At 63.3% G+C, this 18,843-nt stretch carries 15 protein-coding genes; 12 read left to right on the top strand and 3 right to left on the bottom strand.

Annotated features, from left to right (window positions below; all coding sequences use genetic code 11):
- Window positions 1-5 precede the first annotated feature (5 nt).
- From ACN9M3_RS11110 to ACN9M3_RS11065, 10 genes are all read left to right on the top strand, one after another.
- Complete coding sequence (locus ACN9M3_RS11110) at window positions 6-2,840, top strand: ATP-binding protein (RefSeq protein WP_426322469.1); 2,835 nt, start codon at window positions 6-8, stop codon at window positions 2,838-2,840.
- Between the two features lie 45 nt (window positions 2,841-2,885).
- A complete protein-coding gene (argF, locus tag ACN9M3_RS11105; protein ID WP_426322467.1) occupies window positions 2,886-3,812 on the top strand; it encodes an ornithine carbamoyltransferase in 927 nt (308 codons plus the stop codon).
- A 59-nt stretch (window positions 3,813-3,871) separates the two neighbouring features.
- Window positions 3,872-5,104 (top strand): argininosuccinate synthase, encoded by a 1,233-nt coding sequence (locus ACN9M3_RS11100; RefSeq protein WP_342119563.1) that lies wholly within the window; start codon window positions 3,872-3,874, stop codon window positions 5,102-5,104.
- Window positions 5,105-5,200: 96 nt separating this feature from the next.
- Window positions 5,201-7,012 carry a methyl-accepting chemotaxis protein gene (locus ACN9M3_RS11095; protein ID WP_426322464.1) on the top strand — a complete coding sequence of 604 codons (1,812 nt, stop codon included), beginning with the start codon at window positions 5,201-5,203 and terminating at the stop codon, window positions 7,010-7,012.
- Window positions 7,009-7,467: a chemotaxis protein CheW gene (locus ACN9M3_RS11090; protein ID WP_426322462.1), complete on the top strand. Its 459-nt coding sequence runs from the start codon at window positions 7,009-7,011 to the stop codon at window positions 7,465-7,467. The genes ACN9M3_RS11095 and ACN9M3_RS11090 overlap by 4 nt, the downstream gene beginning before the upstream one ends.
- Window positions 7,464-8,777: a CheR family methyltransferase gene (locus ACN9M3_RS11085; protein WP_426322460.1), complete on the top strand. Its 1,314-nt coding sequence runs from the start codon at window positions 7,464-7,466 to the stop codon at window positions 8,775-8,777. The genes ACN9M3_RS11090 and ACN9M3_RS11085 overlap by 4 nt, the downstream gene beginning before the upstream one ends.
- A gap of 15 nt (window positions 8,778-8,792) precedes the next feature.
- The gene (locus tag ACN9M3_RS11080) at window positions 8,793-9,464 is read left to right on the top strand and encodes a chemotaxis protein CheW (protein ID WP_426322458.1); all 672 of its coding nucleotides are present in this window, start codon (window positions 8,793-8,795) and stop codon (window positions 9,462-9,464) included.
- Complete coding sequence (locus ACN9M3_RS11075; protein WP_426322456.1) at window positions 9,461-11,758, top strand: hybrid sensor histidine kinase/response regulator; 2,298 nt, start codon at window positions 9,461-9,463, stop codon at window positions 11,756-11,758. Before ACN9M3_RS11080 ends, ACN9M3_RS11075 begins: the two co-directional genes overlap by 4 nt.
- Window positions 11,755-12,783 carry a chemotaxis-specific protein-glutamate methyltransferase CheB gene (cheB, locus tag ACN9M3_RS11070; RefSeq protein WP_426170716.1) on the top strand — a complete coding sequence of 343 codons (1,029 nt, stop codon included), beginning with the start codon at window positions 11,755-11,757 and terminating at the stop codon, window positions 12,781-12,783. The genes ACN9M3_RS11075 and cheB overlap by 4 nt, the downstream gene beginning before the upstream one ends.
- A gap of 9 nt (window positions 12,784-12,792) precedes the next feature.
- A complete protein-coding gene (locus tag ACN9M3_RS11065) occupies window positions 12,793-13,809 on the top strand; it encodes a diguanylate cyclase (protein WP_426170714.1) in 1,017 nt (338 codons plus the stop codon).
- Window positions 13,810-13,890: 81 nt separating this feature from the next.
- On the opposite strand, the gene murB is transcribed toward ACN9M3_RS11065, so the two are convergent.
- Window positions 13,891-14,916: a UDP-N-acetylmuramate dehydrogenase gene (gene murB / locus ACN9M3_RS11060; protein ID WP_426322454.1), complete on the bottom strand. Its 1,026-nt coding sequence runs from the start codon at window positions 14,914-14,916 to the stop codon at window positions 13,891-13,893.
- Between the two features lie 134 nt (window positions 14,917-15,050).
- Between murB and ACN9M3_RS11055 the strand changes: the two genes are divergently transcribed.
- Entirely contained in the window at window positions 15,051-15,536 is a 486-nt protein-coding gene (locus ACN9M3_RS11055) for a YajQ family cyclic di-GMP-binding protein (protein WP_057262600.1), read from the top strand.
- A gap of 13 nt (window positions 15,537-15,549) precedes the next feature.
- Window positions 15,550-16,809: a nitronate monooxygenase gene (locus tag ACN9M3_RS11050; protein WP_426170709.1), complete on the top strand. Its 1,260-nt coding sequence runs from the start codon at window positions 15,550-15,552 to the stop codon at window positions 16,807-16,809.
- A 55-nt stretch (window positions 16,810-16,864) separates the two neighbouring features.
- Here the strand turns inward: ACN9M3_RS11050 and ACN9M3_RS11045 are convergent, their stop codons facing one another.
- Window positions 16,865-17,788 (bottom strand): exopolyphosphatase, encoded by a 924-nt coding sequence (locus ACN9M3_RS11045; protein WP_426170708.1) that lies wholly within the window; start codon window positions 17,786-17,788, stop codon window positions 16,865-16,867.
- Window positions 17,789-17,839: 51 nt separating this feature from the next.
- Window positions 17,840-18,763 (bottom strand): LysR substrate-binding domain-containing protein, encoded by a 924-nt coding sequence (locus ACN9M3_RS11040; protein ID WP_426170706.1) that lies wholly within the window; start codon window positions 18,761-18,763, stop codon window positions 17,840-17,842.
- Window positions 18,764-18,843: the final 80 nt, after the last annotated feature.

Raw genomic sequence — 18,843 nt, 5'->3', positions numbered from 1 at the left:
CGCCAATGCAGCTTCTGTTTGCCGATGACGATGCCGTTGCGCACTGGGAGCTCGAATTGCTGCCCTTGCGCGGCATTGCGCGGCTTCCGGTGCTGCTCCCCTTGGCCTGGCATTTGCGCCAGCGCGACGGCAAGCGCGCGCAGGAACTGGCGCGCGAAGCAGCCGCCCTGCTGCCCCTGGCTCACCTGCCGGGCCATGCACGCGCTTCGCTCGAAGCGCGACTGCACCTGGTCGACGGCGAAATCCGCTGGCTGCTTGGCGAGCTCGATGCCGCCGCCAGCCTCGCTTCGCGCGCGCTGGAGGTGTTCGAAGCACAAAACGACAATATCGGCCGGGCCGACGCCCATTGGCTGAAGGCCTGGATCTCGGTCGACCGCGGCAACCATGGCCAGCGCGATGCTGAACTGGAAGCCTGTTCCAACGCAGCCCATGCGGCGCCCGACGAGCAGCGCGCCACCATTGCGGATGCTGTGCAGGCGCGTTGGGCGGCATTGCGCGACCTGCACGCCGCGACAGAGCGCTGGGGCGAGCGTTTCAACATGTCGGTGGAAGCGCCGCCCAGCATCGAATGCTGGATCAACGACTTTTTCGCCATCGCGGCCAGCCAGGCCGGCGATATCGGCAATTCGGCCAGCTTCTACATCCGCAGCTATGAAGCCGCGCTGCAAACGGGGCAGATTCGCGCAGCCGCCACGGCCGCCATCAATATCGCGGAGAAATTCTCGCAACTGAACGACCACCACTCCGGCCTGGAGTGGATGCAGCGCGCCATGGACCTGGCCAAACCTACCGGTTGGCCGCGCAGCATCGGCTCCTGCCTGGTGCACACGGCCGACATCGTGCGCCGCCTTGGCCGCCTTGGCGCGGCGGAAGAGCTGCTGCGCGAGGCGCTGGTAATCCTGGCGCCGCAAGCGAACGGCCGCACCTACGCCATCGCCTTGCAGCACTTGGGCGAACTGTGCCTGGACAAGAAGGATTACGGCGAAGCGCTGGATGCTTTCCAGCGGCTGTCTGAGCGCGCGGAAGCCTTGCAGCAGGGCGACTTCAAGATCGTAGCGCTGCGCGGCCAGGCCCATGCCCTGTGCTTCCTCAATCGTTCGCTGGAAGCACTGGACATGGCGCTGATGGCGGTGGAACGCGCATCGCGCCACCATAATGCCTTCCACCACGTGGCGGCACTGCGGGTGCTGGCCCTGATCCACGGCCAGCTCCAGCTGTCCGCGCCGCCCGGCATGCAGGCGCCCAACGCCCGACTGCATTACCTGCACCAGGCCCTGGAAGCGGCACAGACCATCAAAGGCTACACAGTGCCGGGCGACCTGTATGACGCACTGGGCGCCGAGTACGCGCGCCTGGGCGATTTCGGCCGTGCTTACGAAATGGCGACCGCCGCCAGCGCCGCGCGCGAAAAGACCCACACGCTGGACGCCACCAGCCGCGCCATCGCCATGCAGGTGCACCACCAGACGGAACAGGCGCGTGCGGAAGGCCTGCATCATCGCGAACTGGCAATGTCCGAAGCGCGCCGCGCCGAAGTGCTGCAGCAAACCACCAAGCTGCTGGAGCGGCTATCGGCCATCGGTCAGGAAATCACCACCCACCTCGACGCCGGCGCCGTATTCCAGGCCCTGGACCGCCACACCCACGCCCTGCTGTCGGCCAATACCTTCGCGGTCTACCTGGTCGATCCGGCCGGCCGCCAGCTGGAACGTGCCTTCGGCGTGGAAGCCGGCCAGGCCCTGCCCCGCAACGCAATCCCGCTCGACCACCCCACCGCCTACACCGCGCAATGCCTGCGCGAGCGGCGCGAGGTGTACATCGACCAGATCCCGCCCGAGCGCGACAGCACGGTCACGCCCGGCACGGCAGCCAGCCGCAGCGCCCTGTACGTGCCGTTGCTGGTGGGCGAGCGGGCGCTGGGCGTAATGACGGCGCAAGCCATGCATGCCAATGCCTATGGCGAACGGGAACGGCTGATTTTCCGCACCCTGTGCGCCTACGGCGCCATCGCGCTCGACAACGCCCTTGCCTACCGGCAGCTGCAGGAAGCCCAGTCGCAGCTGGTGTCGCAGCAAAAGCTGGCGGCGCTGGGCGCGCTGATGGCAGGCGTGGCGCATGAACTGAATACGCCGATCGGCAACAGCCTGCTGATTGCCAGCACGCTGGAACAGAAAACCACCGAACTGGAAGAAGTGGTCAATGGCCGGGGGCTGCGCAAATCCGAGCTGCTGGCCTACATCGACGACGCGCGCAAGGCTTCCACCCTGGTCATGCGCGGCCTGCACAGCGCGGCCGACCTGGTGTCAAGCTTCAAGCAGGTGGCGGTGGACCGCACCACCGAGCAGCGGCGCATTTTCAACCTGCAGCAGGTGACGCATGAAGTGGTGGCGACAGTGATGAACCGCATCCGCAAGGAAGGCCACACGATCGCATTCGAGGTGCCGGAGCTGATCATGCTGGACAGCTATCCCGGCCCCTTCGGCCAGGTCATCACGAACCTGATCAACAACGCCTTGCTGCATGCCTTCGACGGCCGCGAAGGGGGCCAGCTGCACCTGCTGGCGACCACGCCGATGGAAGGCCGCGTGCTAATATCGTTCAGTGACGACGGCAGCGGCATCGCGCCGGAGAACCAGACGCGCATCTTCGACCCGTTTTTCACCACCAAACTGGGACAGGGCGGCTCGGGGCTGGGGTTATCAATCAGTTACAACATCGTCACTTCCCTGCTGGGCGGCCAGATCGCCGTCGACAGCAGCAGCGCAGGCACCACCTTCACGCTGGACCTGCCGATATCGGCGCCGAGGCATGACCCCGAACGCCCGGCCACGATTTATTGAAATGCCCGTATAATCTTTAGTCCACCGCAGCAAAACTTTGCAAAGATGTCTATACCACCTAAAAGCATCAAGCACTATCTCCAGTTCAAGGACCTGACCCTGGAGGAGTACGAATATGTGATCGCCCGCGCAGCGGAAATCAAGCGCAAATTCAAGGCCTACGAGATTTACCACCCGCTGATCGACCGCACCCTGGTCATGGTGTTCGACAAGAATTCGACCCGTACCCGCCTGTCTTTCGAGGCCGGCATGCACCAGCTGGGCGGCGCAGCGATCTACCTGAATACCCGCGATTCCCAGCTGGGCCGCGGCGAGCCGGTGGAAGACGCGGGCCAGGTCATGTCCCGCATGTGCGACATCATCATGGTGCGCACCTTCGGCCAGGACATCATCGAACGTTTCGCAGCGCATTCGCGCGTGCCGGTGATTAACGGCCTGACCAACGAACATCATCCATGCCAGGTATTTGCCGACATCTTCACCTATATCGAGCATCGCGGCTCGATCAAGGGCAAGGTCGTGGCCTGGGTGGGCGACGCCAACAACATGCTCTACTCCTGGCTGCAGGCGGCCGAAGTGTTCGGCTTCCACGTCAATGTCTCCACGCCGCACGGCTACGACATGGACATGTCGCTGGTATCGACCGACCGCTACACCTTCTTCGCCAACCCGTCCGACGCCTGCGAAGGCGCAGACCTGGTCAACACCGACGTCTGGACCTCGATGGGCTACGAAGAAGAAAACGCCGCCCGCCTGAAGGCCTTCGACGGCTGGATCGTCGATGCCGCCAAGATGTCCCGCGCCAAGCCGGACGCCCTGTTCATGCACTGCCTGCCGGCCCACCGCGGCGAGGAAGTCTCCGCCGACGTCATTGACGGCCCGCAATCCGTGGTGTGGGACGAAGCCGAGAACCGCCTGCACGTACAGAAGGCCCTGATCGAATATTTGCTGCTGGGCAAGATTGCTCAATAAATGGGGACGTACCCCATTTTTCAGGCAACACCAACCAATATCAACTGACTGAGAAAATCATGAGCGACGTAAAGAAAGTAGTCCTCGCCTACTCCGGCGGCCTGGACACCTCCGTGATCCTGAAATGGCTGCAGGACAACTACAACTGCGAAATCGTGACCTTCACCGCCGACCTGGGCCAGGGTGAAGAGCTGGAGCCGGCACGCGCCAAGGCGCTGAAGTTCGGCATCAAGCCTGAAAACATCTTCATCGACGACGTGCGCGAAGAGTTCGTGCGCGATTTCGTCTTCCCAATGTTCCGCGCCAACACCGTGTACGAAGGCGAGTACCTGCTGGGCACCTCGATCGCGCGTCCGCTGATCGCCAAGCGCCTGATCGAGATCGCCAACCAGACCGGCGCCGACGCCATCTCGCACGGCGCCACCGGCAAGGGCAACGACCAGGTCCGTTTCGAACTGGGCGCCTACGCACTGAAGCCAGGCGTGCGCGTGATCGCGCCATGGCGCGAGTGGGACCTGCTGTCGCGCGAAAAGCTGCTGAAATACGCGGAAGATGCCGGCATCGAAATCGACATGAAGCACAAGAACGGCGGCGCGCCCTACTCGATGGACGCCAACCTGCTGCACATCTCCTTCGAAGGCCGCCACCTGGAAAACCCGAGCGCCGAAGCCGAAGAATCGATGTGGCGCTGGACCGTCAGCCCGGAGGCTGCACCGGACCAGCCGGAATACCTGGACATCGAGTTCGAAAAAGGCGACATCGTCGCCCTGAACGGCAAGCGCATGTCCCCTGCCACCGTGCTGACTGAGCTGAACCGCCTGGGCGGCAAGCACGGCATCGGCCGCCTGGACCTGGTGGAAAACCGCTACGTCGGCATGAAATCGCGCGGCTGCTACGAAACCCCTGGCGGCACCATCATGCTGAAGGCGCACCGCGCCATCGAGTCGATCACCCTGGACCGCGAAGTGGCCCACCTAAAAGACGACCTGATGCCGCGCTACGCCTCGCTGATTTACAACGGCTACTGGTGGGCGCCGGAGCGCGTCGCGCTGCAAACCCTGATCGACCACACCCAGGCCACCGTGAACGGCTGGGTGCGCGTCAAGCTGTACAAGGGGAATGTGATCGTCGTCGCGCGCGATTCGAAGACCGACTCGCTGTTCGACCAGACCATCGCCACCTTCGACGAAGACGGCGGCGCCTACAACCAGGCCGACGCCGGCGGCTTCATCAAGCTGAACGCGCTGCGCATGCGCATCGCCGCCAACGCAAGGAACAAGCGCGGCCAGTAAGCTGCCTCCGCTCCTCTAAGACGGGCCGCTTTGCGCGGCCCGTTTTTTTTGCTACATTGCCTTGGAAGAAAGCCCCCCGTCCCCGGAGACCCGCGCATGAACAATCTGAGCATCAAGAACAAACTGTATATCGGCTTCGGCAGCATCGTGGCAATCATCTTGCTACTGTTGATCACGGCCTATAACAACTTCGCCAGCTTGACCGATGCCAACAGGTGGGACCGGCACACGATGGAGGTGCTGCTTCAGCTCGACCGCATCAACAGCGTGTCCCTGCAAATCCAGGTCGACACGCGCGGTTATATCCTGACCGGCAGCGAAGCCCTGATCGGCAGCGAGCGCGAAAACGCGGAACAACTCAAGCAGCATATCGCCAAAGCAGTCCAGCTGACGGCAGACAATCCGCAACAGAACGAGCGACTGAAGCGCGCCCAGGCCTTGCTCACGACTTGGGCCGACGTCAATATCCGTCGCCAGATCGACAAGCGCCGCGCACTCGGCGACACCAAGGGCGCGGCCGAAATCCTCGGGCAGTCGTCGGAGCTGAAGGAAGCCGGCGCCATCGTCGGCAGCGCGCGCGAACTGCTGGACCAGGCGGCTGAAGAGGAGCGCCGCTTGCTGGCCGAGCGCAGCGCCAAAGCGGTCGACCTGCACTCGAACCAGACCAACCTGCTGCTGGGCGGCGGCGCGGCGGTCTTCGTGCTGTCCCTGCTGATCGCCTATGCGCTGGGGCGCGCCATCCTGGGCCCGCTGGCCAACCTGACCGCTGGGCTAGCCCGCTTGGGCGGCGGCGACCTGGCCGCCCGAACCGTGGTGACGTCGGGCGACGAGCTGGGGAAAGTCAGCGAAGACTTCAACAAGATGGCGCAGCAACTGCAGGACGCAACGTTGCGCGAGCAGGCGCAGACCAATGAGCTGCGCGCGAAAGTCGATTCCCTGCTTGGCGTTGTGGCGCGCGCTGCCGGCGGCGACATGACAGGCAAGATCTCCGTGGGCGGCGATGACGCCATCGGCCAGCTGGGCGATGGCTTGCAGCGCATGTTCGACAACCTGCGCCAGTTGCTGAACAATGTGCAGAAGGCGGGCATCCAGGTCACCACCTCGGCCACCGAGATTGCCGCTTCGGCCAAGCAGCAGGAAGCCACCGGTGTCGAGCAGGCACAGACTTCGGTGGAGGTGCTCAGCACCACCAAGGAGATTTCATCGAATACCTCGCAACTGCTGAAGACCATGGAAGATGCGACCGCGGTGGCCGACTACACCACTAGCGCCACCTCCGAGGCCCAGGGCAACCTGCGCCGCATGGACCAGACCATGCAGAATATGGTCAATGCAACCGATTCGATCAATGCCAAGCTGGCTGCGCTGTCGGAAAAGGCGTCCAACATCAACTCCGTGCTGACCACCATTACCAAGGTGGCCGACCAGACCAACATCCTGTCGCTGAATGCCGCCATCGAAGCCGAGAAGGCCGGCGAAGCGGGCCGCGGCTTCTCGGTGGTGGCGACTGAGATCCGCCGCCTGGCCGACCAGACTTCGGTCTCGACCTGGGATATCGAGCAAATGCTGAAGGAAATGCAGTCGGCGGTTTCCGCCAGCGTGATGGGCATGGACAAGTTCTCGGAAGAGATCCGCCGCAGCGTGGGCGAGGTGCGCCAGGTGACCGACCAGTTGTCGGGCGTGATGGACCAGGTGCAGAAACTGGCCCCGCAATTCGACGCGGTGCTGCAAGGCATGCAGGCGCAGGCAGTGGGCGCGCAGCAGATCACCGAAACCATGATGCAGCTAAACGACGCCACCCAGCAGACCGTCGAATCGCTGAAGGCGACCAGCGAGGCCGTGCACCAGCTGCAGTACGCGGCCGGCGACCTGCAGTCGAGCGTCTCCACTTTCGCCGTGAACGCATGAAAGTATTAGTCTTCCACATTGGCGCCGACCGCTACGGTCTTCCGTTGCGGCAGGTGCAGCGCGTGTTGCCCCTGCTGGAACTGAAGGGCATCCCGCTGGCGCCGGACAGTGTGGCGGGCTTGCTGAACCTGCATGGCGCGCCGATGCCGGTGATCGACCTGTCGCGCATCAGCGGCAGGGCGCCGTCGCGGCAACACTACGACACGCGCATCGTGGTGACCGATTACACGGCGCCCGATGGCACAGTGCACGCGCTGGGATTGATGGCCGAACGGGTGGAGGGCGTGCAGGACGTCGCGCCGCAAGGCCTGGCGCCAAGCGGGGTGCAGGCGGCGCCGTTCCTGGGCCGGGTCGCAGGCGATGCGCAAGGCATGGTGCAGCTGGTCGAGGTCAATGACCTGCTGCCGGCCGAGTTGCGGGCGCGCCTGTTCCCGGCGGAGGTGGCGACGGAATGAATGTACTCTCCACATTGCGCCGCCTGACCGGTATGAACCTGGCCCGCGACACGGTCGAACTGGCGGTCAAGCGGCGCATGGAGGCGACCCGCGCAACGGAGCGCAAGGCTTACGTCGACGGGCTGGATGAAGCGGAACTGCGCGAGCTGGTGGAGCTGGTGGTGGTGCCGGAGTCGTGGCTGTTCCGCGATCCGCAAGCTTTCGCCGCGGCGGTCGCGTTTGTGCGCCAGAGGCTGGCCGATGGGTCCAGGCTCGTGCGCATCCTGTCGGTACCCTGCGCCGGTGGCGAAGAGCCTTATTCGATGGCGATGGCGCTGTTCGATGCCGGCGTGAAGCCGCAAGCGTTCATGATCGATGCCGTGGACATCAGCGCTGCCTGCATCATGCGCGCCGAGGCCGGGGTATTTGGACGCAATGCGTTCCGTGGACGGGAAATGTCGTTCCGCGACCGCTATTTCACCTGGTCCGGCGACGACGAACTGTATCGCATCAATGACGCGCTGCGGGCGCGCATCCGGTTCGGCCAGGGCAGCATCCTGGAAGGCGAGCTTGGAACGGCGCGCCAGTATGACGTGATCTTTTGCCGCAACCTGCTGATCTATTTCGACGAGCCAACCACCGCTGCTGCCATTGCACGGTTGTCTGAATACCTGGCCAGAGACGGCATGATCCTGGCCGGATACGCAGAAGTGCCATCCTTCGTGCGTCACGGCTTTTCGCCGCTGCCGCACCGTCAGGCATTCGCCCTGCGCAAGGACATCAAACGCTCCGGGGCACCGGCCCGGGCTGCCCTGCCTGCCGGCACGCCTTTGCCGTCCGGCGCCGGCCTCGCGCATCCCGCCGCCATCGCGCCGGAGCGAGCCACCGCATCCGCTGCGCCGGCCCCGGCAAGCCTTCCGGCACGCGGCAGCCGCCCTGCCCCGGTAGCGCCGCACCCGCCCCGTGCCAACCGCGCCAACGCCAGCGCAACGTCCCGTCCGGTCGCTGCCGGCGACGAATCCCTGCTCGCGCACGCGCGCAAGCTGGCCGACGCCGGCAAACTGCTGGAAGCCGATGCCGCCTGCCGTGAATTCCTTGCCCAGCTGCCCGAGTCGGCCGAAGCGTATTTCATCCTCGGCCTGCTGGCTGAATCCGCCGGCAAGCCGCCTGATGCCGAAGCACACCTGAAGCGCTGCCTCTACCTGCAACCGGACCACTACGAAGCCCTGTGCCACCTGGCCCTGCTGCAGGAACAAGGCGGCAACGGCCGCGCCGCCGCTACGTTGAAGGCCCGTGCCGCGCGCGCTTTCCAGCGCCAGCAGCCACAGTGATAGCAGACCAAGACAATGACTGATCAAATCCAAGACCTGGACGCCTGCTGGAACCGTATCGGCGTCGCCGGCGACCATAGCTGCGAGATCCTCGACAAGGCTGTCCACTGCCGCAATTGCGACGTGTATGCCGGCGCCGCATTGCGCAACCTGCAGCGGCCCGTCGATCCTGGCTACTTGCGCGAATGGGCCGAGCACTTCCGCGCACCGCAAGACGAGGGCGCGCGCCACGACAGCTCCTGCGTCGCCTTCCGCATTGGCCGCGAGTGGCTCTCCCTGCCGACCAATATGTTCCAGCAGATTGCGCCAAAAGCCATTCCGCATCGCCTGCCGCACCGCAATGCACGCGGGCTGCGCGGCGTCGTCAACGCTGGCGGCAAGCTGTATCCCTGCATTTCGCTGGCCGAACTGCTGGGCATCGACGAAGCCGGCGGCGAGGCAACCGGCGGCCGCCATGTTTTCGCCCGCATGCTGCTGGTGCAGTGGGATGGCCAGTCCTACGCCCTGCCGGTGGCGGAACTGCACGGCATCATTCGCTATGCAGCCAGCGAGCTGAAGCCACCTGCCGCCACCATCAACAAGGGCATTGAGCGTTACCTGGCCGGGGTGCTGCCGCACCAGGACATGCAGGTGGGCTGCCTGGACGACAGCCTGCTCGGCCACCAGCTAGCGAGGACCTTGCGATGACCGACAAGAAGGATGACCTGAGCCAGTTCTCCATGCTGGACCTGTTTCGCATGGAGGCCGACAGCCAGACCCAGATCCTGACCGACGGCCTGCTGGCCTTCGAGCGCCGCAACGACCCGGCTGCCGTGGAATCGATGATGCGCGCCGCGCACTCGATCAAGGGCGCCGCCTCCATCGTTGGGCTGGAGATGATCGTGCAGTTGGCCCACGGCATGGAAGATGCATTCATCGCCGCCCAGGCAGGCAAGCTGAAACTGACTGCCAACCGGGTTGACGCCCTGCTGGCTGCGGTCGACCTGATCGTGCAGTGCTCACGCCTCAATGGCGACCTGGATGCCTGGCTGGCGGCCAATAGCGCGCAAGTCGGCAAGACCATGAACGATGTGCAGGGCATTGCCTTCCTGCCCGAGCCGGTCGAACTGCCGGCTGCCCTGCCGCCGCCCGCGCCAGCCGTCAAGGCGGCGCGGGCAGCGGAGCCGGCGCCTGAGATCCGGCCGGAGAGTCTGGTCGAGGCGGCGCAGTCCGACGGCGTAGCGGAACAGCCGGTGCCCGGCCGCTCCCTGCCGCCGATGAAAAACGCACAAAACTTCGACCGCCTGCTCGCGCTGGCGAGCGAAGCCCGCATCAACGCCCACCAGTTGCATCCCCTGATCCAGGGCATGCAGCGCTACAAGCGCAACCAGGCCGCCCTGTTCGCGGTGCTGGAAGACGTGATGGAAGCCGCATCCCGCACCAGCGACCCGGCACTGAAGGAAAAGGCCCTGCTGGCGATCCAGAAAAGCCAGCCGCTCAAGCAATTCATGCTGGAGCACATCACCGACATGGAAAACTACGAGCGCCGCCTGCTGACTGGCTCCGAAAACATGGTCGATGAAGTGCTGTCGCTGCGCATGCGGCCTTTCCGCGACGGCATCCAGCACTTCCCGCGCATGGTGCGCGACCTGGCCCGCAACCTGGGCAAGGACGTGGTGCTGCACGTGGAAGGCGAAGACACGCTGGTCGACCGCGACATCCTGCTGCGCATCGAGAGCCCGCTCAGCCACATGCTGCGCAACGCCGTCGACCACGGCATGGAAAGCGCGCAAGAAAGGCTTGCAGCCGGCAAGCCAGCCACCGGCACCATCGTGATGGAGGCGCGCCACCGCGCCGGCATGCTGAATATCGAGATCAGCGACGACGGCTGCGGCGTCGATCCGGAAAAAATACGCAGCACCGTCATCGAGCGCAAGATGGCCACCGAGCAGATGGTGGCTGCCATGTCGCAGGCAGAGCTGATGGAATTCCTGTTCCTGCCGGCCTTCAGCCTGAAGGGGGGCATTACCGAGATTTCAGGCCGCGGCGTCGGCCTGGACATCGTGCACGACACCATCCGCCAGCAGAACGGCACGGTGCGCATCGATTCCGAATTGGGCAAAGGCTTCCGCACTTCGATCACGCTGCCGCTGACGCAATCGATCGTGCGCGCCCTGGTGGTGGACGTCAAGGGCGAAGCCTATGCGGTTCCCATCGTCAAGGTGGAGCGCGTCCTCATGGTGCAGCAAAGCGCCGTGCACACGCTGGAGAACAAACAGTTCTTCGACCATGACGGCGAACATCTTGGCCTGGTGGCTGCGGCCCAGGTACTGGAGCTGGGCGATATGGAACATGCCGAGGAAATGCCCGTCGTCGTCATCGGCGGCAGCGCGCGCCGCTACGCCCTGGTAGTGGACAAGATCCGCGGCGAGGAAAGCCTGGCAGTGCAGGCGATTGACCCGATTTTCGGCAAGATGCGCGATATTTCAGCCGCCGCCCTGCTGGACGACGGCGAACCGGTATTGATCCTGGACGTACCGGACCTGTTGCTTTCCGTCGAAAAGCTGCTGGAAGAAGGCGGCCTGCATCAACTTACGCGCTCAGACCACGCCGGACGGCGTAGAATGAAACGCATCCTTGTCGTGGACGATTCGCTGACAGTGCGCGAGATGGAGCGTAAATTGCTCGTCGGGCGCGGTTTTGAAGTGGACATCGCGGTCGACGGCATCGATGGCTGGAACGTGGTGCGCAGCGGCGACTACGACCTGGTCATCACCGACGTCGACATGCCACGCATGGACGGCATTGAACTGGTCACCCTGATCAAGAAAGACCTGCACTTGCATAAGCTGCCCGTCATGATCGTCTCCTACAAGGACCGGCCGGAAGACCGTGCACGCGGCCTGGCTGCGGGGGCGGACTATTACCTGACCAAGGGCAGCTTCCATGACGAGACGCTGCTGGATGCGGTGTCCGACCTGATAGGCGACGCTTACCGATGAGGATCGCCATCGCCAACGATGTTCCGATGGCGGCTGAAGCGCTGCGGCGCGTGGTCGCCAGCACGCAGGAACACCAGGTGGCATGGATCGCCCGCACCGGTCTCGAAGCGGTGCTGAAATGCGCAACCGACCGCCCTGACCTGGTCCTGATGGACCTCAATATGCCGGAACTGGACGGGGTTGAAGCAACGCGCCGCATCATGGAGGAAAGTCCCTGCGCCATTCTGGTGGTGACGGGGCGCCCGCAGGACAACGTCAACCAGGTATTCCGCGCCCTGGGCGCCGGCGCCCTGGACGTCACGGCCACCCCGGTGCTGCAGGGGAAAGAAGGCGGTGACGCGGAGTTGCTGCACAAGATCAAGACCATGGACAAGCTGATCCGCCACAGCGGCGGCAACCAGTCCATGCCGCCGCGCCGGCACGCAACGCTGCCGCAACCGCGCGAAGCGGTGCTCGACACGCTGGTGGCGATCGGCGCCTCGACCGGCGGGCCCATGGCAGTGGCGCGCATCCTGGCCGGCTGGACCCCGCCCGCCAATTGCGCCGTCGTCGTGGTACAACACATCGACGAAAACTTTGCCGACCATTTCGCCAAATGGCTGTCGGAACAACTGGCGGTACCGGTGCGCCCAATTGAAAACCGCACGCCCCTGCAGGGTGGTATCGTCATGGTCGCCAAGAGCAATGACCACCTGGTACTGGATGAAAAACACCAACTGGGTTACGATGCCAACCCGAAGGATTATGCCTACCGGCCCTCGGTCGATGTGTTCTTCAATTGCGTGGCGCAGCACTGGAAAGGCGACGCAGTCGGCGTGCTGCTGACCGGCATGGGACGCGATGGCGCCGAGGGCATGCTGGCATTGCGCCGCGCGGGCAAGAACACCATTGCCCAGGATCAGGCCAGTTGCGCGGTATACGGCATGCCGCGCGCCGCGATCGAACTGGACGCGGCGCAAACCATCCTGCCTCTCGATAAGATCGGGCCATTCCTGCGAAGCACGATCGGAGGCAAACTGATTTAAAGGAAAGCGATGCCTGACGTACTCACCTTGAACCTGGAAACCGAGCCAAGCCTGACCCACTTCAAGGTACGCGTGCTGCTGGTTGACGACCAGTTGATCATTGCGGAAGCGGTACGGCGCATGCTGGCCGACCAGGAAGACATCGAGTTCCACTTCATCACCGATGCGCGCGAAGCGATTGCCGTCGCCAACTCGATGCAGCCTACCGTAATCCTGCAGGACCTGGTGATGCCGGAAGTGGACGGCTTTGAGCTGATCCGCCGTTTCCGCGCCGAGGAAATGCTGGCGCATGTTCCGATCATCGTGCTGTCGGCGCGCGAAGACCCCAAGCTCAAAGCACACGGCTTTGCCGTCGGCGCCAACGACTACCTGGTCAAGCTGCCCGACAAGCTGGAGCTACTGGCGCGCGTACGCCACCACTCGAATGCCCACATCCACCGCCTGCAGCGCGACCAGGCCTTCCGCTTCCTGCGCGAAAGCCAGCAAAAGCTCGCCGCCGCCAATGTGGAGCTGCAAAAGCTCGCCGCGCTCGACCCGCTGACCGGCATCTCCAATCGACGCCGTTTCGATGAAACGCTGATGCTGGAATGGCAGCGCGGCAAGCGCGACAAGACACCCTTGTCGCTGCTGATGATCGACGTCGACTATTTCAAGCAGTTCAACGACAGCTACGGCCACCCGGCAGGCGACCTGGCGCTGAAAAAGGTAGCGGCAGTCATGACCGAGAACCTGAAGCGCCCGGCCGACCTGGTCACGCGCTACGGCGGCGAAGAGTTCGCCATCATCCTGCCGGAGACCGACAATGCCGGTGCGATGAACGTGGCCCAGTCCTGCCTGCGCCAGCTGGAGAAACTGGAAATCGAAAACGCCAATGCCGCGCCTTACGGCGTGCTCACCATGTCGATCGGCGTGCGGACCGTCGTGCCCACCAAGCAATCATCGTGGAGTGAACTGGTATCGGCCGCCGACCGCGCGCTCTACGCCGCCAAGGCAGGCGGCCGCAACCGCGTCGTCAACGCAGAATGAAAGTCGGGGTCAGGTCTGGCAATCCGCCATGTTTTTCGCGATGCGAAAAACATGGCGGATTGCCAGACCTGACCCCGACTTTTAAATAAATACTGGCTCGGGTTCGAGCAATACGCCGAAGCGTGCCGAGACATCGGCCTGGATGGCTGCGGCCAGGGCTTGCACTTCGGTGCCGGTGGCGCCGCCGTTATTCACCAGCACCAGGGCCTGTTTGGGGTAGACGCCGGCGGCGCCCATCGACTTCCCTTTCCAGCCGCATTGGTCGATCAGCCAGCCCGCAGCGAGCTTTTCGCTGCCGTCCGGCTGGCGGTGGTGCACCAGCGTTGGGAATTTCTCCAGCAACTGGGCGCAGTGCTCGGCACTGACCACGGGATTCTTGAAGAAACTGCCGGCATTGCCGATTTGCGCCGGGTCGGGCAGCTTGCGGCGGCGGATCGCGATCACAGTGTCGGCTACCTGCTGCGGCGTTGGCGCCGCCAGGCCCTGCTCCGCCACGGCATTGGCCAGTTCGGCGTAGCGCAGGTTAGGCTGCCAGGCGCGCGGCAAGGCAAAGCTCACGTCGAGGATGATCAGCTCGCGTCCTTCGTGCTTGAAGATGCTGTCGCGGTAGGCGAAGCGGCAGTCGGCGCCGTCCATTACCCGCACTTTGCCGCTGGCCGGGTCGAACGCCGTCAGCGACAGGAAACAGTCCTTGGTTTCCGCCCCATACGCCCCAATATTCTGGATTGGAGCTGCGCCCACGGTACCCGGGATCAGCGAAAGGTTTTCCAGCCCGCCGACGCCCTGCGCCAGCGCCCACTGCACAAAGCCGTGCCAGGTTTCGCCGGCTGCGGCGCGGACGTGGTGGTGAGTCGCTGTGCCGGCCAGGATTTCGCGGCCTTCCAGCGCAATATGCAGCACCAGGCCCGGGAAATCGCGGGTCAGCAGCAGGTTGCTGCCGCCGCCCAGCACCAGGCGCGGCATGGCCGCCAGTTGCGGATCGGCCAGGGCGCTGCGCAACAGCTCCAGCGATGTCACGCGCAGGTAATGTTTGGCGCGTACATCAATACCAAACGTATTTAAATGCTTCAGTGGGTATTCGTGCTGGAGAAAATCAGGGAAAGGCATGGGTAGATCAAGTTTTTGCTCGATTATAGTGCAATTATGACAAAAACGACCGAGCGTTCGCTTGTTTGTCCGTTAAAATGTCGCTTCTTTTGAATCCGCCCCTTGGGCGGGTGCTTCATTGTAAAGGAAAGAATATGCCATCGTTTGACGTAGTATCCGAAGCGGACATGATCGAGGTGCGCAACGCCGTCGACCAAAGCAACAAGGAAATCTCGACCCGCTTCGACTTCAAAGGCAGCGATGCGCGCGTAGAACAAAAAGAAAACGACCTGACGGCATTCGCCGATTCGGAATTCCAGCTTGGCCAGGTGCGCGATGTGCTGACCAACAAGCTGGCCAAACGCAAGGTCGACGTGCGCTTCCTCGACGAAGGCAAGGTAGAGAAGATTGGTGGGGACAAAGTCAAGCAGGTCATCAAGGTGAAAAACGGTCTCGATTCCGAGACCGCCAAGAAGATCACCAAGGTAATCAAGGAAAGCAAGATGAAGGTCCAGGCCAGCATCCAGGGCGAGTCGGTACGTGTGAGCGGTGCCAAGCGCGACGACCTGCAGGCTGCGATGCAGCTGCTGCGCAAGGACGTGCCGGACACGCCTCTGGAGTTCAACAATTTCCGCGATTGATCGAAGGACTGTAATGAAACGTGTTGACGATTTCCGCCTCAAGTTTGGCGACAAAGAGTATGTGCCAATCATGATCGGCGGGATGGGCGTGGATATTTCCACGACCGAACTGGCGCTGGAAGCAGCGCGCCTTGGCGGCATCGGCCATATTTCCGATGCCATGGTGGAGGATGTTTCGGACCGCAAGTTCGACACCACCTTCGTCAAGGACAAGACCCGCCTGTACAAGCACAACATCAACAATATGGACAAGTCCGAGGTGCAGTTCGACCTGGGACGCCTGGCAGAAGCCCAGCGCCGCCACATCGGCGACACCATGCAGCGCAAGGAAGGCCCTGGCCTGATCTTCGTGAACTGCATGGAAAAGCTGACCATGAACGGCCCGAAGGAAACCTTGCGCACGCGCCTGAACGCGGCGCTGGACGCGGGCATCGACGGCATCACCCTGTCGGCCGGCCTGCACTTCGGCTCCTTCGCGCTGATGGCCGACCACCCGCGCTTCCGCGAAGCGAAGCTGGGCATCATCGTTTCCTCCGTGCGCGCGCTGCAGATCTTCCTGCGCAAGAACCAGAAGCTGAACCGCCTGCCCGACTACGTGATCGTGGAAGGCCCGTTGGCCGGCGGCCACCTGGGTTTCGGCCTGGAAGACTGGAAGGATTTCGACCTGCACCAGATCGTGCAAGAGATCCTGGACTACATGAAGGCGGAAAACCTGGACGTTCCAGTGATCGCCGCAGGCGGCGTGTTCACCGGCAGCGATGCGGTGTCCTTCCTGGAGATGGGGGCGGCCGGCGTGCAGGTAGCGACCCGCTTTACCGTAACCAAGGAATGCGGCCTGCCTGAAGACGTGAAGCAGGAATACTTCAAGGCCAGCGAGGAAGACATCATCGTCAACGGCGTTTCGCCGACCGGCTATCCGATGCGCATGCTGAAGAGCACCCCGGCAATCGGCGCCGGCATTCGTCCGGGCTGCGAATCCTACGGTTACCTGCTCGATGCCACCGGCAACTGCGCCTACATCAATTCGTACAACCGTGAAGTGATGGCCAACGGCGGCAGCGACAAGGGCATCAAGGTGATGGACAAGACCTGCCTGTGCACCCACATGCGCAACTTCAACTGCTGGACTTGCGGTCATTACACCTACCGCCTGAAGGACACTTCGTTCAGGAAGCCGGATGGTTCCTACCAGATCCTGACTGCGGAGCACGTGTTCAAGGACTACCAGTTCTCGACCGATAATTCTATAGCTTTACCTGAAAAAGACTTCTAATTCGCTTGCCGGGCAATGGTGCCCGACCCTGCGGGTCGGGCACCGGTTAGAGGTTCTACCCTTCCTTGTTGATGCGCACGATCAGCGCGCCCAGCACATCCTCCGCCATCTCGTTCTCCACCTGGCACGTCCCGGCATTCTCATGCCCGCCCCCGCCGTATTCCAGCATCAGCGCCCCGATATTGGTCTTTGACGTACGGTTCAGGATCGACTTGCCGGTCGCGAACACCGTATTCTGGTTTTTCAGGCCCCACAGCACGTGGATAGAGATATTCTGCTCAGGATACAGTGCATAAATGACAAAGCGGTTACCCGCATAAATCGTCTCTTCATGGCGCAGATCCAGCACCACCAGGTTCTTATGCACGCTCGAGCAGCGGCGAATCTGCTCCTTGCACTTTTCCGCGTGGTCGAAATACAGATCGCTGCGCTCCTTCACATCCGGCAGCGCCATGATTTCGCTGATCGTGTGCGAGCGGCAGTAATCGATCAGGTCCATCATCAGGTTGTAGTTCGAAATGCGGAAATCACGGAAGCGCCCCAGGCCCGTGCGCGCGTCCATCAGGAAGTTCAGCAAGTCCCAGCCCTGCGGGTTGAGGATTTCATCGCGGTTGAACTGGGCCGAATCGCCTTTGTCCACCGCCAGCATCATGTCGTTCCACGCCGAAGGGAATTTGTTGCCGCCGCCGTAGTAGTCGTACACCACGCGCGCGGCCGACGGCGCACCGGGGTCGATCACGTGGTTCTGCCGCTCGCCCGTATTGCGGATGGTTTCGGACAGGTGGTGGTCGAACGCCAGATAAGCGCCGGATACGTAAGGAAGGTTGGTGGTGATATCGCGGCTGGTAATGGCGATTTTCCCATCCTGCATATCCTTCGGGTGCACGAACAGGATCTCGTCGATCAAGTCCAGGTGCTTGAGCAGCACCGCGCACACCAGGCCATCAAAATCACTGCGGGTAACAAGGCGGAACTTCATGGAAGGCACCCCTATCGCTGATGAATTGGAAGCCCATATTACCGTGATCTTTCAAAGCCTGTCGAGCCGCCCCGCAAAGTCGTCTGCGCGCATTTGAGCAATCACGTAATCGACGAAGGCGCGCGTCTTGGCCGGCAACAGCTTCTTGCTGGAATAGTAGATCGACAGCGGCCCCACCTCCGCATGCCAGTCCGGCAGCAGGCGCACCAATTGGCCGGATTCCAGCAGCGGGGCCGCATGCGGCCCTGGCAGCAGCGCCACGCCCAGCCCCATGCAGGCCGCCTGCGCCATCGCTTCCGGATCGTCGAAGGTGGCGACTGCGCTGAATTGGGCCACCGCCTCTTCCCCTGCCGCGTTGCGCAGCAGGTATTCGCGCAGGCGTCCGGTTTCGGCGGAGCGGCGCGCAATGCCTTTCCACCCGGCCAGCTCGGACGGATGGGAAGGCCGCTTGCGGCCAGCCAGGCAGGACGGGGCGGCCGTGACCAGGATGCGCGGCCGCCCCAGTTCGCGCGCCACCACGCCGGGGGCCAGTTCGATGCCGCCGCCGATAGCAACGTCATAGCCTTCCCCGATCAGGTCCACCGTGCGGTTGTCGAAACGCCAGTCGTGCTGCACGCCCGGATAGCGCTGCAGGAAGCCCTTCAGCAACGGCAGGATGTACATGCGGCCCACCCCATGCGCCACCGCCACCTTGAGGGTGCCGGCCGGTTCGCCCGCATCCTGTGCCGCGCCTGCGATCGCGCCTTGCAATTCGGCCAGCGGGCCGCGCACCTGCTGCAGCAAGCGTTCGCCGGCCTCGGTCAAGGCCAGCCGGCGCGTGCTGCGCTGGAACAGGCGTACGCCCAGTTGCGCCTCCAGCCGCGCCACGTTCTTGCTGACCGCCGCCGGCGTCAGTCCCAGGCGCCGCGCCGCCTCGGAAAAGCCGGCGCATTCGGCGCTCTGCAGGAAGGATTCCAGGAGATTCAGTGGCTGCATTTGATACATTTGGTTGAAAGTGATAATCAATATTACCATCTAGTCGGCATGCAATGTCGCGACCATACTAGCTTCATCCC

The sequence above is a fragment of the Pseudoduganella sp. R-43 genome, assembly GCF_049913255.1.
Taxonomy (GTDB): domain Bacteria; phylum Pseudomonadota; class Gammaproteobacteria; order Burkholderiales; family Burkholderiaceae_D; genus Rugamonas.
Note: the sequence above shows the minus strand (reverse complement) of the source record. Positions and strands in the feature narration are given on the sequence as shown.